Origin of the sequence: Kribbella qitaiheensis (genome assembly GCF_014217565.1) — a bacterium.
Taxonomy (GTDB): Bacteria; Actinomycetota; Actinomycetes; order Propionibacteriales; family Kribbellaceae; genus Kribbella; species Kribbella qitaiheensis_A.
On record NZ_CP043661.1, the window covers coordinates 6,728,960 to 6,747,740 of the forward strand.

The 18,781-nt window shown below is 67.5% G+C and carries 18 protein-coding genes and 1 pseudogene; 8 read left to right on the top strand and 11 right to left on the bottom strand.

The genetic code is table 11. From position 1 onward, the window contains the following. Positions 1–27: 27 nt before the first annotated feature. Together F1D05_RS32005 and F1D05_RS32010 are read right to left on the bottom strand one after the other, a co-directional pair. Complete coding sequence (locus tag F1D05_RS32005) at positions 28–549, bottom strand: RNA polymerase sigma factor (RefSeq protein ID WP_246486137.1); 522 nt, start codon at positions 547–549, stop codon at positions 28–30. 38 nt (positions 550–587) lie between these two features. Then, positions 588–1,493 carry an aminoglycoside phosphotransferase family protein gene (locus F1D05_RS32010; RefSeq protein WP_185444090.1) on the bottom strand — a complete coding sequence of 302 codons (906 nt, stop codon included), beginning with the start codon at positions 1,491–1,493 and terminating at the stop codon, positions 588–590. Between the two features lie 217 nt (positions 1,494–1,710). Between F1D05_RS32010 and lepA the strand changes: the two genes are divergently transcribed. Both lepA and F1D05_RS32020 read left to right on the top strand, forming a co-directional pair. Beyond that, positions 1,711–3,597: a translation elongation factor 4 gene (gene lepA, locus F1D05_RS32015; RefSeq protein ID WP_185444091.1), complete on the top strand. Its 1,887-nt coding sequence runs from the start codon at positions 1,711–1,713 to the stop codon at positions 3,595–3,597. Further along, positions 3,597–4,508, top strand: a complete 912-nt coding sequence (locus F1D05_RS32020; protein ID WP_185444092.1) for an aminoglycoside phosphotransferase family protein — start codon at positions 3,597–3,599, stop codon at positions 4,506–4,508. The genes lepA and F1D05_RS32020 overlap by 1 nt, the downstream gene beginning before the upstream one ends. Positions 4,509–4,510: 2 nt before the next feature. Here the strand turns inward: F1D05_RS32020 and F1D05_RS32025 are convergent, their stop codons facing one another. Beyond that, a complete protein-coding gene (locus tag F1D05_RS32025) occupies positions 4,511–4,696 on the bottom strand; it encodes a DUF4253 domain-containing protein (protein ID WP_185444093.1) in 186 nt (61 codons plus the stop codon). Positions 4,697–4,863: 167 nt separating this feature from the next. Here F1D05_RS32025 and F1D05_RS32030 point away from each other — a divergent pair, with 167 nt between their 5' ends. Then, on the top strand, positions 4,864–5,490 hold the full coding sequence (locus F1D05_RS32030; RefSeq protein ID WP_185444094.1) for an MOSC domain-containing protein: 627 nt from the start codon (positions 4,864–4,866) through the stop codon (positions 5,488–5,490). Positions 5,491–5,663: 173 nt separating this feature from the next. On the opposite strand, the gene F1D05_RS32035 is transcribed toward F1D05_RS32030, so the two are convergent. The 5 genes and pseudogenes from F1D05_RS32035 to kduI form a co-directional block, all read right to left on the bottom strand. Then, a complete protein-coding gene (locus F1D05_RS32035; RefSeq protein ID WP_185444095.1) occupies positions 5,664–8,744 on the bottom strand; it encodes a glycosyl hydrolase 2 galactose-binding domain-containing protein in 3,081 nt (1,026 codons plus the stop codon). A gap of 776 nt (positions 8,745–9,520) precedes the next feature. Further along, positions 9,521–9,805: an IclR family transcriptional regulator domain-containing protein gene (locus F1D05_RS42330; protein WP_343066655.1), complete on the bottom strand. Its 285-nt coding sequence runs from the start codon at positions 9,803–9,805 to the stop codon at positions 9,521–9,523. 70 nt (positions 9,806–9,875) lie between these two features. After that, a pseudogene (locus F1D05_RS43265) lies at positions 9,876–10,283 on the bottom strand (IclR family transcriptional regulator); the annotation flags it as partial. Between the two features lie 11 nt (positions 10,284–10,294). Continuing rightward, complete coding sequence (locus F1D05_RS32045; RefSeq protein ID WP_246486138.1) at positions 10,295–11,071, bottom strand: SDR family oxidoreductase; 777 nt, start codon at positions 11,069–11,071, stop codon at positions 10,295–10,297. Further along, positions 11,068–11,907: a 5-dehydro-4-deoxy-D-glucuronate isomerase gene (gene kduI / locus F1D05_RS32050; protein ID WP_206685914.1), complete on the bottom strand. Its 840-nt coding sequence runs from the start codon at positions 11,905–11,907 to the stop codon at positions 11,068–11,070. Before kduI ends, F1D05_RS32045 begins: the two co-directional genes overlap by 4 nt. A gap of 154 nt (positions 11,908–12,061) precedes the next feature. Here kduI and F1D05_RS42340 point away from each other — a divergent pair, with 154 nt between their 5' ends. The 3 genes from F1D05_RS42340 (at position 12,062) to F1D05_RS32060 (ending at position 13,560) form a co-directional block, all read left to right on the top strand. Beyond that, on the top strand, positions 12,062–12,187 hold the full coding sequence (locus tag F1D05_RS42340; RefSeq protein ID WP_281388820.1) for a hypothetical protein: 126 nt from the start codon (positions 12,062–12,064) through the stop codon (positions 12,185–12,187). A 241-nt stretch (positions 12,188–12,428) separates the two neighbouring features. Then, positions 12,429–13,319, top strand: a complete 891-nt coding sequence (locus F1D05_RS32055; protein WP_246486139.1) for a sodium:solute symporter family transporter — start codon at positions 12,429–12,431, stop codon at positions 13,317–13,319. A 55-nt stretch (positions 13,320–13,374) separates the two neighbouring features. Continuing rightward, positions 13,375–13,560 carry a tautomerase family protein gene (locus F1D05_RS32060; protein WP_185444097.1) on the top strand — a complete coding sequence of 62 codons (186 nt, stop codon included), beginning with the start codon at positions 13,375–13,377 and terminating at the stop codon, positions 13,558–13,560. A 46-nt stretch (positions 13,561–13,606) separates the two neighbouring features. Here F1D05_RS32060 and F1D05_RS32065 read toward each other — a convergent pair whose 3' ends face one another. Continuing rightward, positions 13,607–13,753 carry a hypothetical protein gene (locus F1D05_RS32065; protein ID WP_185444098.1) on the bottom strand — a complete coding sequence of 49 codons (147 nt, stop codon included), beginning with the start codon at positions 13,751–13,753 and terminating at the stop codon, positions 13,607–13,609. Between the two features lie 242 nt (positions 13,754–13,995). Here F1D05_RS32065 and F1D05_RS32070 point away from each other — a divergent pair, with 242 nt between their 5' ends. Then, a complete protein-coding gene (locus tag F1D05_RS32070; RefSeq protein WP_185444099.1) occupies positions 13,996–15,024 on the top strand; it encodes an aspartate-semialdehyde dehydrogenase in 1,029 nt (342 codons plus the stop codon). A gap of 131 nt (positions 15,025–15,155) precedes the next feature. Here the strand turns inward: F1D05_RS32070 and F1D05_RS39205 are convergent, their stop codons facing one another. Both F1D05_RS39205 and F1D05_RS32075 read right to left on the bottom strand, forming a co-directional pair. Continuing rightward, positions 15,156–15,515, bottom strand: coding sequence for a hypothetical protein (locus F1D05_RS39205; protein WP_206685915.1), 360 nt, complete (start codon positions 15,513–15,515; stop codon positions 15,156–15,158). Next, positions 15,484–16,812: a peptide-N4-asparagine amidase gene (locus F1D05_RS32075; protein ID WP_206685916.1), complete on the bottom strand. Its 1,329-nt coding sequence runs from the start codon at positions 16,810–16,812 to the stop codon at positions 15,484–15,486. Before F1D05_RS32075 ends, F1D05_RS39205 begins: the two co-directional genes overlap by 32 nt. Before the next feature lie 108 nt (positions 16,813–16,920). Between F1D05_RS32075 and F1D05_RS32080 the strand changes: the two genes are divergently transcribed. Further along, positions 16,921–18,762, top strand: a complete 1,842-nt coding sequence (locus F1D05_RS32080) for an AMP-dependent synthetase/ligase (RefSeq protein ID WP_185444100.1) — start codon at positions 16,921–16,923, stop codon at positions 18,760–18,762. Positions 18,763–18,781 lie beyond the last annotated feature (19 nt).

Here is an 18,781-nt window from a genome sequence, read left to right on the forward strand (position 1 = left end):
AGTCGCGCAGGCGGGATTCGGTGTCGTTCATCGGGCTTCCTTCAGCTTCTTCGTGAGGGCGACGAGGCCGCGGGAGTTCGTGGCCCGGGCGGTCGACTCGCTGATCCCCAGCGTCTGGCCGATCTCGGCGTACGGGAGATCGAGGTAGTACCGCAGGACGAGCACCTCGCGGGACCAGATCGGCAGCGCCTGCAGGGCTCGCTGTACTTCGCGGCGGCTTTCGCCGACCTCGGCCGCGCTCTCCGCCGAGTCGCCGGACCGGGAGGAGGGCGGGACGTAGAGCCGGGCCACTCTGCGTCTGCGCAGTACAGAGCGGCTTCGGTTCAGGACGGCTGTGCGCAGGTAGCTCACGACCTTGTCGCCGTCGGTCAGCGGCCACGTGCGGTAGAGCTCCGTGAAGACTTCCTGTACGACGTCCTCCGCCGACTCCGGGTCGTCGACCATCAGCACGGCGAGCCGGATCAACCCGACCCGGTGCTGCCGGTACAGCTCGGAGATGGCGGCAGGCGCTTCTTCGGACTGCGCCAAGGCCACGATGTGGTTCGTCACACCCCCTAAGACGCCTCGCGGGGTGAAACGCTGCATCGTCAGCTCAGGCGTTCGCGGAGCCAGTCCAGGTGAACCAGGGCCGTCTCCCGCTGCCAGGCGCGGATCGTAGGCAGCCCAGGTGGCGCCGGCTGGCTACTGCCCCACCAGAGACCACCAGCGATCCCAGCGAGGAACCCGGTGATGCCGTCGTCAGCAGGCAGCGTCGGTAGCTCCACTGATCCACGCATGTCCGCGTGCAGGATCACCGTGTCGGCCCAGGGCGCAGCAAGTGCGGCGTGCGCCCAGTCGATGAACACGACCCGCGTCTCGGTCAGCAGGATGTTGTCCGCGCGCAGATCCCAGTGCGTCAGCCCGTCGCCCTTCGCCAGCGCGGCCAACCCGGTCCGGGCAAGCTCGGCCAACTCCTCCTCACGCCCCGACACCCACTCCGGTACTGCGAGTCCGTCGGTGATCACCTGGTCCCACCGGCTCAGGAACGTCTCACTCCGTACTGCGGCGACCGGCGCCTCCGGCCACGGGGACGGCTGCAGCGCCTCGGTCAGCTCCGCCAGCCCGTCCAGCACGCGGGCCGCATCGTGCGGGTGCCACGGATGCGGTGGCAGATACCCCTCGATGTCCTCCAGCAGCAGCGCGACCCAGTCGCCGTCGTCGTACACGTCGTACAGGAAAGGGGTGTGCGGCAACGAGTGGGCGGCAAGCCCCTGCATCGCGGCGATCTCGTTGCGGAACAGCGTCGGGGTATCGGGGTTCAGCGCCAACCCGACGGCCTTGATGAAGGCACGCCGCCCAGAAGCGGTCACCAGCCGGGCCGCGACACCAGGGGAGAAGCCACCCTGCTGAGTGGTTGCCGACACCACCGATGACCCGAGCGAGCGCTCCACCCACTCCCGCACCACAGCAGGCACTTGTTCGAACGGCATCCGAACCCCCAGAGCATGCGCCATACCTCCTGAGGGTAGACGGCACCGGGCCGCCCCGCAGGCGATTCCGCCGGCCGGACCTCCTCACCGGTCCGTTGAGCTGGGTGATCGTGATCTCACGCTCAGCGACGGCTGCGGCCGTTCATCGCTCGGGGGATCGGCTGGATGCGGAAAGGATTGGTCTGTCATGGGATGATTGACAGGTTGCCCGCATCACTCCTGAGATGAACTGGATCCCTCCGTGCCCGTTGGCCCCACGACCGTGCCACAGCCGGGTCGTACCGACCCGTCGCTGATCCGGAACTTCTGCATCATCGCCCACATCGACCACGGCAAGTCGACGCTGGCCGATCGGATGCTGCAGATCACCGGCGTGGTCGACGGCCGCGCGATGCGGGCCCAGTACCTGGACCGGATGGACATCGAGCGCGAGCGCGGCATCACGATCAAGTCGCAGGCGGTCCGGCTGCCGTACGCGCCGAAGCCGGACAGCCCGGGCGGGCTGCTCGCGGCCGACGGTACGACGTACATCCTGAACATGATCGACACCCCCGGCCACGTGGACTTCACCTACGAGGTGTCCCGGTCGCTCGAGGCGTGTGAGGGCGCGGTGCTGCTGGTCGACGCGGCGCAGGGAATCGAGGCCCAGACGCTCGCCAACCTGTACCTGGCGCTCGGCGCGGACCTGCAGATCATCCCGGTGCTGAACAAGATCGACCTCCCCGGCGCCATGCCGGAGAAGTACGCCGCCGAGCTGGCCCACATCATCGGCTGCCGTCCCGAGGACGTACTGCGGGTCTCGGCGAAGACCGGCGAGGGCGTCGAGGAACTGCTCAGCGAGATCGTCGCCCAGATCGAGCCGCCGAAGGGCGTCAAGGACGCCCCGCCGCGGGCACTGATCTTCGACTCGGTCTACGACACCTACCGTGGCGTGGTCACCTACGTCCGGGTGGTCGACGGCGAGCTGAACCACCGCGACCGGATCAAGATGATGTCCACCGGCGCCGTGCACGAGATGCTCGAGGTCGGTGTCATCTCGCCGGAGCCGATGAAGTCGAAGAGCATCGGGGTCGGCGAGGTCGGCTACCTGATCACCGGCGTGAAGGACGTCCGGCAGTCCCGGGTCGGTGACACCGTCACCGCCGCGATCCACGGCGCGACCGAGGCACTCGGCGGCTACAAGCACCCGCAGCCGATGGTGTACTCCGGGCTGTTCCCGATCGACGGCGACGACTACCCGACGCTGCGGGACGCGCTGGAGCGGCTGCAGCTCAACGACGCGGCTTTGCAGTACGAGCCGGAGAGTTCGGGCGCGCTCGGCTTCGGCTTCCGTTGCGGCTTCCTCGGTCTGCTGCACATGGAGATCGTCCGCGAGCGGCTGGAGCGCGAGTTCGACCTCGACCTGATCTCGACCGCGCCGAACGTGGTGTACCGGGTCGAGATGGAGGACGGCAAGGAGCACGTCGTCACCAACCCGAGCGAGTTCCCCGAGGGCAAGATCGCCGGCATCTTCGAGCCGGTGGTGCGGGCGACGATCCTGAGCCCGAAGGACTTCATCGGCGTCATCATGGATCTGTGCCAGACCAAGCGGGGCAACCTGCTCGGGATGGAGTACCTGTCCGAGGACCGGGTCGAGCTGCGCTACACCCTGCCGCTGGCCGAGATCGTGTTCGACTTCTTCGACCAGCTGAAGTCGAAGACCAAGGGCTACGCCTCGCTCGACTACGAGCCGACCGGCGAGCAGGCCGCGGCGCTGGTCAAGGTGGACATCCTGTTGCAGGGCGAGACGGTGGATGCGTTCTCCGCCGTCGTGCACCGCGACAACGCCTACTCGTACGGCGTGGCGCTGGCCGGCAAGCTGAAAGAACTGATCCCCAGGCAGCAGTTCGAGGTGCCGATCCAGGCCGCGATCGGGTCCCGGATCATCGCGCGGGAATCGATCCGGGCGATCCGCAAGGACGTGCTGGCGAAGTGCTACGGCGGTGACATCACCCGGAAGCGCAAACTGCTGGAGAAGCAGAAAGAGGGCAAGAAGCGGATGAAGATGGTGGGCCGGGTCGAGGTCCCCCAGGAAGCCTTCATCGCCGCGCTGAAGACGAACGAGCCGTCGGAGAAGGCCAAGAAGTAGTGCCGGTCGAGATCCCGGCGGAGTTCCTCAAGGTCGGTTCGCGCGGCCCGGAGTGGGTCGCGTGGATCGACCAGTTGCCGCGGCTGACCCGCGACCTGCTGGCCGAATGGGGTCTGCGGGTCGACGGCGAACCGACGTACGGGAACTGTGCGCTGGTCGTTCCGGTCCGTACGCCGGATGGCGTGGCGGCGATGCTCAAGGTCCAGTTCCCGCACTGGGAGGCCGAGACCGAGCATCTCGCGTTGCGGATCTGGGACGGCAATGGCGCGATCCGGCTGCTGCGGGCGGATCCGCGCCGCTTCGCGCTGCTGCTGGAGCGGGCGCAGCCGCAGGACCTGACCAGCATCGACGAGATCGAGGCGAGCGAGACCATCGCGTCGCTCTACAAGCGGCTGCACGTGCCGGCCGGGCCGCAGTTCAAGCTGCTGTCCAGCCAGACCGAGCGCTGGTCACGCGAACTGCTAGCACTTCCCGCCTCGGCACCAGTGCCCCGCCGGTACGTCGAGCAAGCTGCTGCGCTGGCCCGCGACTTCGCCTCCGACTCGGCCTGCGACGGCACCCTGATCCACACCGATCTGCACTACTTCAACGTCCTCGCGGCCGACCGCGAACCGTGGCTGGTAATCGACCCGAAGCCGTTGTCAGGCGATCCGCACTACGAGGTGGCGCCGCTGCTCTGGAACCGCTGGGACGAGATCGCCGCGCACCGCGACCTCCGCTTCGCCCTCCGCCGCCGCTTCTACGCCATCATCGACACGGCCGGCCTCGACGAGAACCGCGCCCGCGACTGGATCATCGTCCGCCAAATGGTCAACGCCCTCGGCGCCGTCCGAGACGCGGGCTCCGACGAATCTCTCCCGATGGACTGGCTCACCCGCAACATCGCCATCACCAAAGCCATCCAGGACTGACTTCAGTCCCACCAGGCTGACCACACCTGGTTGTCCTTCAGCTTGGCGGCGAGGTTGGGACGGGTGCTGGAGCCATACCAGTCGTAGGCGCCGTCGTCGTACGCCTCGTACAGCCTGGCTGCGACGAGCGCTTCCTCGTCGGTGCGCGGCGGTCGTTCCAGGGCCAGATCCAGGGTCCTGGCTGACAACGTGGCGGGCATGGCTCCGGACAGGGAGGATGTCGTCGGAGCGTGGCAACTCCTCCTCGTCGGCGAAGGATGCTGCATGGCGGACAGCATGGCGTACGCCGGGGACAAAGCCGGGTGGACGGAAAATCGGTGGCGATCGGCCGAGCGATCGGGAGACGATGTCGGGTATGCGGCTGCTGACGGTGAATGTGGTGGAGGAGTTGATTCCGGGCCCGAAAGAGACCGGGGTGACGGCGATCGACAAGCGGCCGCAGGTGGGGCGGGTGCCGGTGGGGGAACTCGGGCTGCGCGGGGACTCGGTGTGCGACACCAAGAACCATGGCGGGCCGGACCAGGCGCTCTACGCGTACGCCGCGGAGGACTCCGGGTGGTGGGCTGACCAGCTCGGGCGGGAGATTCCGCCCGGACTGTTCGGGGAGAACCTGGTCACCGAAGGGCTCGACATCACCAGCGCGTTGATCGGTGAGGTGTGGCGGCTCGGTGACGAGGTCGAGGTGATGGTGCGGGCGCCGCGGATTCCGTGCGTCACTTTCCAGCACCGGATGGAGATCCCGGGCTGGATCAAGCGGTTCCACCGCGAGGGGCGTCCGGGCGCCTATCTGAAGGTGCTGAAGACCGGCACGCTCGGCGCCGGTGACGAGATCACGGTGCTGGACCGGCCGGCGCACGAGGTGACCATCGGCGTGATGTTCGCTGCCCAGGACTCGGCGAAGATGCAGACGATGCTCGATGCCGAGGTCGATCTCGTGGACGAGCTCCGTGCACAGGCCGAGCGCGTCGCAGCCCGCGGCTGATGGCGTCGCAGGATCCGAGCAGGCGAGTGAAGCGCGGCTGAGAGGCTGCTGTCGGCGGTTCCGCTCGGCCACCTCGCCGACCGGCGTGGCCCACGCACCCTGTTCGTGATCCTGAGCCTCACGGTCCGCTGCCTGGCCGCCGCCCGGCGTACCGAGGCGGCGGCCCAACTCGTCTAACCCACTGTCAGCTTGTCCATATTCGGACCGCCGTCCGAGGTGGTGGCAGTGGCCTTGATCTTGTTGCTACCGGCAACCAGGTTGACGCGGACCGTCTTGGTCTGCCAGGTGTCCCAGTTCCCGGTCCCCGGGAACGTCAGGCCCGATGACACCACCGTCCCGTTGAGCGCGATGTTCATCGGCCGGTTCGCGGTGGTGCCGTTGGCGTACCGCAGTACGACGTCCGCCGGGCCGGCCGTGGCAGCGTTCACCGTCCACTCGACGGCGGACCCGACCGCGTTGTCGTAGTTCACGAATCCGCGCCCGGTGAAGCCCGCGTGATTCGACTCCACCAGACCGGCCGTGATCGTCGCGTCCTCGGCCTCGTAGACCGATGGGCCAGGACCAGGTCCACCGTTGTCCGGAACGGTGTTCCAGCCGGCCACCCGAACCGAAGGCGTCGCACCTTGCAGGTCGGAGGTCCGGTACGTCGCCCGCAGTACGACGCTTTCACCCGGCCAAAGGCTGACCGCGTTGTCGTTCCACTGGACCGGCAGGACGGGCTTGCCGCCGGCGCCGATGATGTGCGCGTCGACGAAGAACGCCGGGATCTTGCCGGTGGTGGTGTTCTTCAGCGTGACCGTGGTGACGGTATCCGAGCCCGACGCCGTCGAGGTTGAGGTCGACGAGACAGGCACCTGGGCCAGCGACGACAACCCCTTCAGATCGGCGTAGCTGGTGGTCGGCGTGTAGTACCAGTCGGTGTTGTTCCAGTCCAGAGTGTCCGCCTTCGTCGACAGCCAGTAGATGTTGCGGCTGACCTCGACACCGGACGAGTTCGTCAGCACCAGCTTCGCCAGGTACGTCGTCGACAATCCGCTAACCGCCGGGATCGTGAGCGCGGTCGTCTTCCCGCCGTCACCCGGCACCGAAACCCCCATGGACTGGAAGAACTTCTCCGTCCCGTCGAGGTTGTAGAGCTTGACCGACGCGGTCAGCCCGGACGCCGTACCGTGCGATTGGTTGACAACGGCAACGGACTTGGTGTCGTAGGAGTACTGGATGTGCAGCGGCTCGTTCGCCTTCTTAGCGCCGTAGTACGCGCCGTTCTGGTCGAGGTAGGTGTCGAACAGCTGCCAGTGCAGCGAGGTCCAGCCGCTGTTGAGCATCCAGTAGATCAACCCGGTCGACGGCTTCGACGAGTCGGTGAAGTTCCGGTTGTGCGACTCGAACTCGGCGCGCACATTCTCGTACTGCGTCAGCTGGGCCTTCTTGACGTAGTCGGTCAGCCCGGTCGGAGCGCCGTACCGGCCGGTCAGGGCGTTCCCGAACAGTTTCAGGTTGCCGAAGGTGGACGATGACGACCGGTGGTACTGGGTCGCGTTCGGGTTCTGCCAGAGCACATCGAGCTCGGCCGGGGTCAGCATCCGTTGCAAAGTGTCGATCGTGGGGATGTCCGGGCCCGCGCTGGTCTCGGAGTTGAAGCCCCATGCGCCGCCGGAGTCGGTGTGCGCCTTGTCGTACCAGTAGTTCGGCGGTATCCAGTCGTACGGGCCGTTCATCTTCATCCCGGAGCTGCCGAGCTGCGGTGACGACTTCGCCGACGCGGCGGGGATCACCGGAGTCTGCCAGTCGGCCGCGTTCAGCGCGTCCAGGTAGTTCTTCTCGATCGTGGCGTCGGGTGCGAAGTCGCTGCCGATCAGGAAGGTCAGCACGCTCGGGTGGTTCCGCAGCCGCTCCGCCTCGCCGGTCATCGACGCCTTGGCGGTCACGTAGTCCTCAGCGGTCCAGGAGTTGCCGTTCTCGCCGCCGTTGACCTGGCCCTCCCACTTGTCGCAGCACTCCCAGCCGGGCATCGTCAGGATGCCGAGCCGGTCGGCCAGGTCGAAGAACTCGTCGGGTTCGATGTGACCTTCGAGCCGGACGGTGTTGAGGCCGAGATCCTTGACGTACTTGAGCTTGTCGGCCGCGTAGGTGGCGTTCCAGCGCAGGAACAGGTCTGGTGACCAACCGCCGCCGCGCACCAGCAGAGGTCGCCCGTTGATCGAGTACGCGCGCCCGCCGCTGCTGTTGAGCGGCGCCTTCACCTCCCGTACGCCGAAGTCGGCGTGCGCCGTGTCGGACGGCGTACCGGCTGTGGTGGCGGTCAGGTCGAGCGCATACAGCGGTTGACCGCCCATGCCGGCCGGCCACCACACGTTCGGGTTGTCCAGCCCAATTGTCGGGAAGGTGACGGTCTTCTTCTCCTTGACGGCGAGCGAGACGGACTGGCTGACCGGTATGCCGGCGACGCTGCCCGCGACGGTGGTGGTGACCGCGGCGGAGGAGTCGTTGCGCACGTCGACCTTCGCCGTCAGGTCTGCGTGGTCCAGGGAGGGCAGCTTGGTGACGACGTGGGCGCCGCGGAGGGCGACCGGGCCGCTGCGGCGGACGAGGACGTCGCGGACGATGCCCATGTTCTGGTCCGGCGGGGTCTGCGCCCAGTCGATCCAGCCCATCGTCAGGTCGTTGTTCGGGTCGTTCGGGTAGACCTTGAAGGCGATCGCGTTGCTGCCGGTGTGGATCTGCGCGGTGACGTCGAGGTCGTGCCGGGTGTAGGCGCCGGCGGTCTGGGTCTTGTCGGCGACCTTGGTCCCGTTGACCCAGACGTCGGTGCGCGAGAGCACGCCGCTGAAGTCGAGGTAGGTGCGCTGGGTGGTGTCGGCGACCTGCAGTTCGGAGCGGTACCACCAGGGCACGGTGAACTGGTTCTTGTCGACGTTCTTCATGTTCGTGGAGAAGAACGGGTCGGGGTACTTGTTGTTCTGCAGCAATCCGGCGAACACGGTCGAGCGGGCCGAGACAGGCAGCCAGCCGCTGGTCGGGAAGCCGGGTCGGGTGACCGCCGCGTCGTTGGAGACCTGTGCGGAGGTCTGCAGCAGGAATCCAGGGATCGGGCTGGCCGCAGCGCTCGCGAACAGGGTCGCGGTGGGGGATGGCGGGGCGGGATCTCGGTGCGGGGCGCTGGTGGCGGGGAGCGCTGAGCAGAGCGCGGCGGCGACGGCGGCGACTGTGAGCAGACGGATACTGCGCTGAATTGTGGGCTGCCTGAATTTCATCGGCGGGGCCTCCTGGGACACGGGGCGGTGATGGGGCCACAGATGTTAAGAAGGTTTCCTATTAATTACTCGTGATGCTAACCCCGCCGAAGCCCCACTGACAACGGATCGCGCTGGATTGCGCGGAGCGTGGACAACACGCCGCCGCTTCGATGGTGGCCCCGCAAGGTTCACCTGGTGCGCGGTCTCCGCTGCGGGATTGTGCTGGTCGCAGCTACGCGGATCCCGCGGAGAGCTCTGAGCCGCCCGGTGGAGTGGGGGTCGGATACGCCGAGGGCGCGGCGGTCGGCCAGACCGCTCAAGGGGTGGGCGGACCCCGGGTCGAGGGGTGTACCGAGCGACAGGTAATAGTCGGTCCCTCGGCTGAGGGGCACGCTCAGCCAGGCGGTAACCGGGCCGCTCGCGGGACCTACTACCTGTCGCTCGGGACACCGGTTGGGCATTCCTGTGCGAACCAGCGTTTCCGGAGCGAATGGCACGCGACGGCTGGTTGGAGCAGGGGACGCCCATGAGCAGGAACCGGACTGCTCGGCGACGCCGAGCCAGGCAGTGGTCGGGGCATTGGCGGTCGATGAGGCCCGTGCCGGCGGCGGTCGCGCTCAAAATCGCCATCGCCGCCGCGGTCCGGGCGGGTTGTCCGGATGCACTGCTCGGCTGGAGGTACCAAGTCGCAGGGCTGCCGACCCGAGTGACAAAGAACCAGGTCCGCCTTGTGCGCCAGGTGCCAGGGCCACTTGGGTGCCGGGGACCGGTTGTATGACGGCGAGGTTGGGAACTCAGATGGGTTCGCGGTAGCCGAGAGCGGCGGAGATTTTGCGGGCTGCTTCGATCGCCGCCGGAGCCATCAGGGCTACCTGGGCGATGGACTGCTCCAGGGAGAGGGTGGAGATGCTCACCGCGGCGATCGCGGTTGCCGTGTGGTCGTGGATGACCGCCGCTACGCAGCGGATGCCGGGCTCGTTTTCCTCGTCGTCCAAGGCATAGCCACGGGAGCGGACTTGGGTCAGGTCCGCCTTCAGGGAAGCGGCGGTGGTGTGGGTGAGCGGCGTACGGGCCGGCAGGGCCGGTGCGGGTGACGAGTGCGTCGAGCGCCTCTTCGTCGCGCTCGGCCAGGAGTGCCTTGCCGATGCCGGTGCAGTGCAGCCAGAAGGCCTTGCCCACGCGCGAAGGCATCCTGTACGGCTTGGGGCCGTCGAGACGCGCGACGTAGATCGCCTCGTCCCCGTTCAGCAGCCCGACGTGCACAGTGCACCGCGTCTGCGCGACCAGGTCGGCGAGCACCGGCCGGGCCACCGTCGCCAGGTCCACGTTCGTCAGCGCGTGCCCGGCAAGCCGGAGCGCCTTCGGGCCGGGATGGTACGAACCGTCCTCGGCCTGCGCGACGAAGTCGTGTTCGACCAGCGACGCCATGATCCGGTGCACGGTCGATTTGGCCAGGCCGGTGGCCGTCACCACGTCGGTGAACCGGGAGTGCTCGAGCACCGCGTCGAGCACCATCAGCGTCTTGTCGATGGCCGAGGGCGAACTCATGTCGCTCATCCTGTCACCTCTTATCTCGCTAGCCAGCCACCGTCGACGGCCAGCACGTGGCCGTTGACGTAGTCGGACGACGCCGAGGCCAGAAAGACCGCGGCGCCGACCAGGTCCTCCGGTCGCCCCCAATGGCCGGCCGGGATGCGCTCCCGGATGGCTGCCTCCCGCTCCAGGTCGGCACGCAACTCAACAGTGTTGTCGGTGCTGATGTAGCCGGGAGCGATCGCATTCACCTGTACTCCGGACGCTGCCCACTCGTTCGCCAGAGCCTTCGTGAGACCCGCGACCGCGTGCTTGCTCGCGGTGTAGGCAGGCACGGTGATGCCGCCCTGGAAGCTCAGTAGCGAGGCGATCGTGATGATCTTGCCCTCGCCCTGGGCCACCATCGCGGCACCGATCGGCCGGGTCACCGCCCAGGTCGAGTTCAGGTTCACGTCGATCACGTGCTGCCAGTCGGCCGTCTGGGTCTCGGTGGCCGGCGCCCGGCGGATCGTGCCGGCGTTGTTGACCAGGATGTCGACCCGACGCTCGCTCACCAGCGCGGAGGCAACGCCCTCCACCTCGGCCGGGTCGGCGAAGTCCGCGGTGATCACGGTCGCCTCGCCACCGCCGTTCAGCTTGATGGCCTCGAGGGTGTCCTCCAGCGCCGCGTCCCGGGCCAGCAGGATCAGGTCGGCTCCCGCCGCGGCGTACCCGGCGGCGATCGCTGCCCCGATTCCGCGTCTGGCTCCGGTGACCAGCGCAGTACGGCCCTGCAGTGAAAACCCAGCCAGGGCAGGCTGTTCGAGGGTCACCGAAGGTCCTTCACGTCAACGTCGTCCATGTCGGCGAACGCCTGGTTCTCGCCGGCCATCGCCCAGACGAAGCTGTACGCCGAGGTGCCGACGCCGGAGTGGATCGACCAGCTGGGAGAGATCACCGCCTGGCGATCCGCGATCACCAGGTGCCGGGTCTCCTCGGGCTTGCCGAGCAGATGCACGATCCGGTCCGACTCCGGCAGGCCGAAGTACAGGTAGCACTCGGTGCGCCGGTCGTGGGTGTGGGCGGGCATGGTGTTCCAGGTGCTGCCGGGGTGCAGGGTGGTGACGCCGAGCACGATCTGGCAGCTCTGGATCCCGCCCGCGTGGATGTACTGGTCGATGGTCCTGCGGTTCGCGGTCTGCTGGTCGCCGAGCTCGAGCCGGTTGCCCTCGCCGGGCTGGACCAGCGTGGTAGGGAAGTCGGTGTGGGCCGCGGCCGAGAAGAGGTAGAAGGCGGCCTCGGTGCCCTCGAAGACGACCTCGCGCGCACCGCGTCCGGCGTACAGGCAAGCGCCTGTCGTCAACTCGAACTTGGTGCCGTCGACGGTAACCGTGCCGGGGCCGCCGACGTTCACGATGCCGGCCTCGCGGCGCTCGAGGAAGAACTCGCTGCGCAGCTCCGGCCAGGTCCCGAGCGTGAGCGGGCCGCTGACCGGGCGGGCGCCCGCGAGCACGATCCGGTCGTGGTGAGTGAGCACCGCGGTGACCGTGTCGGGGGTGAACAGGTGGTCGACCAGGTACGTCTCGCGCAGTGCCGCGGTGTCGAAACCGGGGACCTGGTCGGGGTGGGTGGCGTGCCGGACCTGGAGAGGTTGCTGAGCTGAGTTCACAGAACAAGGTTTTACTCGACGGAACATCCTGTCAAACCTGGACCGTGTCATGGGCTGAAGATGGCGAGTTGAGGGCTCTAGGTGTTCCGCCCTTTGACACGTTGTTCTGGCCAGTGGAACCTTCCAGGCATACCCGCCCCTCTGGAGGATTCACATGACAGCCCTCGACTGGACGGTCCTGGCCGGCTACTTCGTACTGATGGTGGCGATCGGGCTCTGGTCCCGCAGCAAGATCAAGACCGTCGTCGACTACTTCACGACCGGCGGCCGGATCCCCTGATGGTTGTCCGGGATCTCGCACCACATGTCCGGCTACAGCGCGGTCATGTACGTCGCCTTCGCCGCGGTCGCCTACAACTACGGCATCACGGTGTACGTCTGGTGGGCGATGTCGATCGGCGTCGGCGTCGGCATCGGCGCGTTCATCTTCGCCGCGCGCTGGAACCGGCTCCGATCCAAACACGGCGTCGTCTCGCCACTGGAGTACCTCGCACGGCGCTACAACTTGCCGACCCAGCAGGGTGCTCGCGTACTCCGGTGCGCTGCTCAAGGTGGTCGACATCGCCGCGAAGTGGGTCGCGATCGCCGTCCTGCTGACCGGATTCACCGGCGTACCGATGCGCTGGGGCATCCTGCTCACCGGTGTGGTCACGATGCTCTACGCGACCCTCGGCGGGCTGTGGGCCGACGTACTCACCGACTTCGGCCAGTTCATCATCCAGGCCGCGGCCGGGATCGCGATGTTCGCCGCGCCGCTGCTGGTCCCTGGTCTGGCCAAGCCCGAGCAGTCGTACGTCGCGATGTCGCAACTGCTGCTGCCGAGCGGCCTGATCGGGCTCGTGCTGGCCGGCTTCTTCTCGCACACGATGGCGATGGTGGCCTCCGACGCGAACGCGATCTCGTCGGTGATCACCCGCGACCTCGGCCCGGTCCTGGTCCCGAAGCTGCGTCAGCTGACCGACGCCGGGATCCTGAAGTTCGCCCGGATCGTCACCGTCAGCTTCGTCACGGTGAGCATGCTGATCGCGATCATCACCAACGGGCAGGGCGTCGTGCTGAAGATCGTCGTCGACCTGGTGGCCGCGACGATGGGCCCGATCGCGATCCCGTTGATGCTCGGCCTGCTGCCCTGGTTCCGGCGCAGCGGGTCGCGAGCGGCGATCGCTTCCTGGGCGATCGGGTTGATCGTCTGGACGGTGGTGAAGTGGGGACTGGGGTCCACCGACACCACGCTGGTCGTCGCGTTGCCGTTGGTAACTTCCCTGGTCGTGTACGTCGGACTCGGCTGGCTGTTGCCGGAGCGGAGGCCCGAGGTGGACGAGCTGCTCGACTCCCTGAACTCCGACCCGGTGGACGCCGACGAGGTGGACGCCGACGAGGTGACCGCCAGGCGAGCAGCTGCCGTCGGCTGATCGCGTTCATGGAACAATGTTCCGCTAGACAGAACCTTTGCTGAGGAGATCCTTTATGCCGAACATCACCGTCGAACTGCTCTCTGGCCGCACGATGGACCAGCGTCGCGAGTTCGTCGCCGCCGTCACCGACTCCGCCATCGCCATCCTGGGCGCCAAGCGTGAGGCGGTCCGGATCGTGTTCACCGAGATCGAGAAGTCCGACGTCGCCAACGGCGGAGTACTGGTCTCGGACTCCTGACCCACGTGTCACGCCGGCCCCGCCATGTGCGAGGCCGGCATACGGGTCAGTTGTCGAAGGCAGCAGCAACCGACTGCTGAGCGACCGCAGCGAGCTGCGGCTCGGCGCCCGCCACCAACGCCGTACGGGGAGTGCGCCGGGCCGCAAGCTCATGCCCGGTCCGCGCCCGCGCGGTGCCCCCGCGGACCGCCACGCCATCAGTACGCGGCGATGCCGGTCACCCTGAGCAGGGAAACGCCCGCTTCCACCCGGGGCCGGTAGCCCGCCGTCGTTCTACTGATGGCCTGGCGGTCCGCCCCGAGCCGCTGACCTGGTGCACGAGGCGCTCGGCGAGGAAGCACACCACGCCAGCGGAGCCTGGTCGTTCGCCCTCGGTCGGCACCCGGATGGTGGACTGGAGGCGTTCGGGGGAGCGGGCTCACCTAGGCTTCTTCCATGCGAGTAGGAGTGTTTGGAGCGACAGGGCAGGTCGGCGGCGTGATGCGGGAGCTGCTGATCGAGCGGAAATTCCCGATCGACGAGATCCGGTACTTCGCGTCCGCGCGATCCGCCGGCAGTCAGCTGCCGTTCGGGGACGCCAAGGTCACCGTCGAGGACTCGGCCACGGCCGACTTCTCCGGGCTCGACCTGGCGCTGTTCTCCAACGGGAAGACGGCCTCCAAGGAGTTCGCCCCGAAGGTCGCCGCGGCCGGAGCCGTTGTCGTCGACAACTCGTCCGGCTGGCGGATGGATCCCGAGGTGCCGCTGGTCGTTGCCGAGGTCAACCCTGGCGACCTCGACCAGCTCCCCAAGGGCATCGTCGCGAACCCGAACTGCACCACGATGGCCGCGATGCCGGTGCTCGCCCCGCTGCACCGCGAGGCGCGCCTGACCCGCCTGATCGTCTCCACCTACCAGGCCGTCTCCGGCTCGGGCGGCGTCGGCGTACGGGAACTCGAGGACCAGACCCAGGCGCTCGCTGCCGGAGCCGGGCGACTTGCCCGGGGCACCGACGGGATCGACCTCCCGCAGCCGCAGGTTTACGCCGGGCCGATCGCGTTCAACGTGCTCCCGCTGGCCGGCTCGATCGTTGCTGACGGCACCGGTGAGACCGATGAGGAGCAGAAGCTCCGCAACGAGAGCCGCAAGATCCTGCACCTGCCGGATCTCCCGGTCGCCGGTACCTGCGTCCGCGTCCCGGTCTTCACCGGCCACTCGCTGAGCATCCACGCCGAGTTCGCCGACCCGATCACCCCGGAGCGGGCGACCGAACTCCTCGCCGCCGCGCCGGGTGTCGAGCTCGCCGATCTCCCCACCCCGCTACTTGCCGCCGGCAAGGACCCGTCGTACGTCGGGCGCATCCGCCAGGACCAATCGGTCCCGGACGGACGCGGCCTCGTCCTCTTCGTCTCCAACGACAATCTCCGCAAGGGCGCAGCCCTCAACGCGGTCCAGATCGCGGAGCTCCTTCAGCAGCGTCGCTAGCGCCCCAACCGCCAACACTGATCAAGCGCCGCCAACACTGACCAAGCGCGCCGACTGCTCAGGCAGTTGCGCTTGGAACCCGCCGGAAACCGGTGAGAAGCCGCGGAAGGTCAGTGTTGGCGGTTCGGCGGTCAGCAGCCGTAGAAGTCCTTGACGTAGACGCCGTTGATCGCGCTCAGCGTGTGGTCGTAGCAGCTGCCGGTGCCAGTAGCGCGGTAACGGACGGTCTGGTTGCCCATCGCGTGGCGTTGGTCGCGCGGGACGTTGTAGATCCAGGATGCCCGCCCGTCGTAGGTCTCTTCGGTCCGGCGGTCAGCGACGAGGTGCCGGCCGACCGTGGTGGTCAGGTGGCTGCGGTCGTAGATGTCGAGGTCGGTGACGACGTCGTACCCGTTCGGGATCGTTGTGTTGGGCAAGAAGCTGAGGTAGCCGGACTTGCCGTAGCTGAGATCGGTCCGCTCAACCCTTGCGCCGCTGGTGACGACCGACACGTCGCGCCACGAGGCGTCCAGGGTGTCGCGGGACTCGCCCGCCTCCCAGACGTGATCGGAGTTGTTCGAGAGGGTCCGCTGCACCGTGGTGCGGATCCGTCCGGCCGACGTGTCGACGTACCCGCTGATCTTGAGCGACCGCGACGCCGTCATCTTCACAGAACCTGCCGCGCCACTCGCGCCCGTGGCGTCTTCCGACTTGGTCAGCGGCGATACGTCGTACGAGGTGATCGCGCCGCGGGTCTGCTGGTGGAATTGGTCGGTCCAGACTTGCAGGTTGGGGACGGTGAACCAGCCGCTCTGCCCGGGCCGGTACGCCGGCGACGTGGACGCGGAAATCGTGCGGCTTCCCGTCGCTGACCAGGCCGGCGAAGGGCGTGAGGTCGTAGTACAGGGGCTTGATGTCGAAGGCGCGCGGTGCGGGGGAGGGGCGCCAGGAGTACGGGTTCGACCAGCCGCCTGTGTAGATGTACGGATACGGCAGGGCGATGCCGGCGAGCTTGCCGTCAACCAGTACGTCGACCTCGCGGTACGGGGAGCCGTCGGGGCAGGAGTAGCCCGTCGTGTCGGGTGCGGAGGTGTCCCAGAACTCCTCGCAGCCGCCGCCCGACCCGGTCACGTAGACCTCACCGAGCAGGCGCGATGTGTTGCGCGGCAGCGTCGCAGTACCGACGAGGTCCGAGTCCTCGCGTCGCTGGTCCTGGAGCGGCAGCACGGCGTTCGCCGTACGGGCTGGTGGGGCGCCGTGGCCGGCCAGGTAGAAGTCGAGGGTGACGACGATGTCGAGGACACCGGTGTACGTGTCGTTGACCACATTGCCCAGTTCCATGACGACGGGCTGTGGGGTGCGCAGCAGCGGGATGTAGGAGGTGACGTCCTTCTCGACCTTCCAGCTGATGCCGTCCGTGCTCGGCTCCGGCGTGGAGGTGCGGAAGACGCCGACCCCGCCGATCGTGATGTGCCCGAGCCGGTCGTACTGGACGCCCTTGACCGACCCCTGCATCTTCAGGACGACTTTGGACCATGGTCCGCGGCAGCCGGCCGGTGGGGTATAGGTGGAGGTGTAGGGATCGAAGTTCTTGAAGCCGTTCCGGACGATCTCGACCGAGCAGTGCCGGGTGTTCGGTACGGCGACCGGCGGCGCCGGCGTACGGGGGTCGTCGTAGTCGGTCCCGAATTCGGACGGCGGGACGACTTGGGCCGCTGCCTGGACCGGCGGCGGCGCGGCGTTTGCCGGGGACAACAAGCCGAGGAGTAGGACGGATAGTGAGACGAGAGCCACAGACCGTGCGCGCATGTTGCGGAAACGTAATCGAGATGGTGCGGACGGGCAAGCGATGACCATGGTCAGGGTTGGCTGCGTCTATTACCGTTCGGTTCACTTGACCCCCGATGGAGGCCAGCCATGATGCCCGTTGCCGACGGTCCTCAGCTCGCGTTGCTCAGCTCCCGCAAGGAGCACCTCGCCCAGATGTTCCTCGACCGCGTCGCCGCGCAGCCGAACCGGGAGGCGTTCCGCTACCCGGTCGGCGAGGAGTGGGTGTCAGTCAGCTGGCAGGAGACCGACGAGCTGTCCCGCCGCCGCGCCGCCGGCCTGATCGCGCTGGGGGTCGAGCCCGAGCAGCGGGTGGCCGTGGCCGCCAGCACCCGGCTCGAGTGGGTTCAGTCCTACCTCGCCGCCATCCTCGCGGGTGCGGCGACCACCACGATCTACCCGACCACGATGGCCGTCGACGTCGCGTACATCGTGGCCGACGCCGAGGTCCAGGTCGTGTTCGCCGAAGACGCCGGCCAGGTCGACAAGCTGCGCGAGCACAAGTCGGAGCTGCCTTCGCTGCACAAGGTGGTGCTGATCGACGGTTCGCCTGACGAGCGCGACGGCGACTGGGTGATCAGCCTCTCCGCGCTGGACGAACTCGGCGCCAAGGCATTGGACGAGCACCCGGAGATGGTCGACGCGCGGATCGCGCAGATCCGGCCGGAACACCTCTGCACGCTCGTCTACACCTCCGGTACGACCGGCCGGCCGAAGGGTGTGCGGCTGCCGCACTCGGTCTGGACGTACGAAGGTGCTGCGGTGGAAGGGATCCGGGTGCTGAGCCCGGACGATCTGCAACTACTTTGGTTGCCGTTGTCACACGTGTTCGGTCAGGTGCTGCTCGCCGTTCAGTTCCAGATCGGCTTCGCGACCGCGATCGACGGCCGGGTCGACAAGATCGTCGCCAACGCCGCCGCCGTACAGCCGACCTTCATGGCTGCCGCGCCGCGGGTCTTCGAGAAGGCGCACGGCCGGATCGTGACGATGATGGAGGCCGACGGCGGCGTCAAGGCGAAGCTTTTCCACTGGGCGTTCGGGATCGGTGCTTCCGTGTCTTCGCTTCGGCAGCAGGGCAAGGAGCCGAGCGGCGTACTCGCGGCGCAGTACGCGGTGGCCGACAAGCTCGTGCTGTCGAAGATCCGGGACCGCTTCGGTGGGAAGATCCGGTTCTTCGTCTCCGGCTCCGCGGCCTTGGACAAGAAGCTCGCCGAGTGGTTCCACGCGGCCGGGCTGCTGATCCTGGAGGGCTACGGGCTGTCCGAGACTGCCGCCGGAGCATCGTTGAACCGGCCCGATCAGTACCGGCTGGGCAGTGTCGGCCCGATCTTCCCGGCGGCCGAGTTCAAGATCGCCGAGGACGGCGAGATCCTGATCAGGGGTCCCCTGGTGATGAGCGGCTACCACAACCTGCCCGACCAGACCGCCGAGGTGATCGACGCCGAGGGCTGGTTCCACACCGGCGACATCGGGCACTTCGAGGACGAGTTCCTCTTCATCACCGACCGGAAGAAGGACCTCTTCAAAACCTCCGGCGGCAAGTATGTCGCCCCGCAGGTGATCGAAGGCCGCTTCAAGATGATCTGCCCGTACGCCAGCCAGTTCCTGGTCCACGGCAACCAGCGCAACTTCGTCTCCGCGCTGGTCACGCTCGACCCGGAAGCCATCGAGGGCTGGGCCGACCAGAACGGCCTCGGCGGCAAGCCGTACGCCGAGATCGTCACCTCAGAGGCCGCGCGGACGATGGTCCAGGGCTACGTGAACGAACTCAACACCGGCCTGAACCGCTGGGAAACGGTCAAGAAGTTCACCATCCTGGAACGAGACCTGACGGTCGAGTCCGGCGAAATGACGCCCAGCCTGAAGCTCAAGCGCAAACACGTAGAAGTAACCTACGGCGACCTCCTGGACAAGATGTACGAAGCCGAATGACCGGTGACAAGAGAGAGCC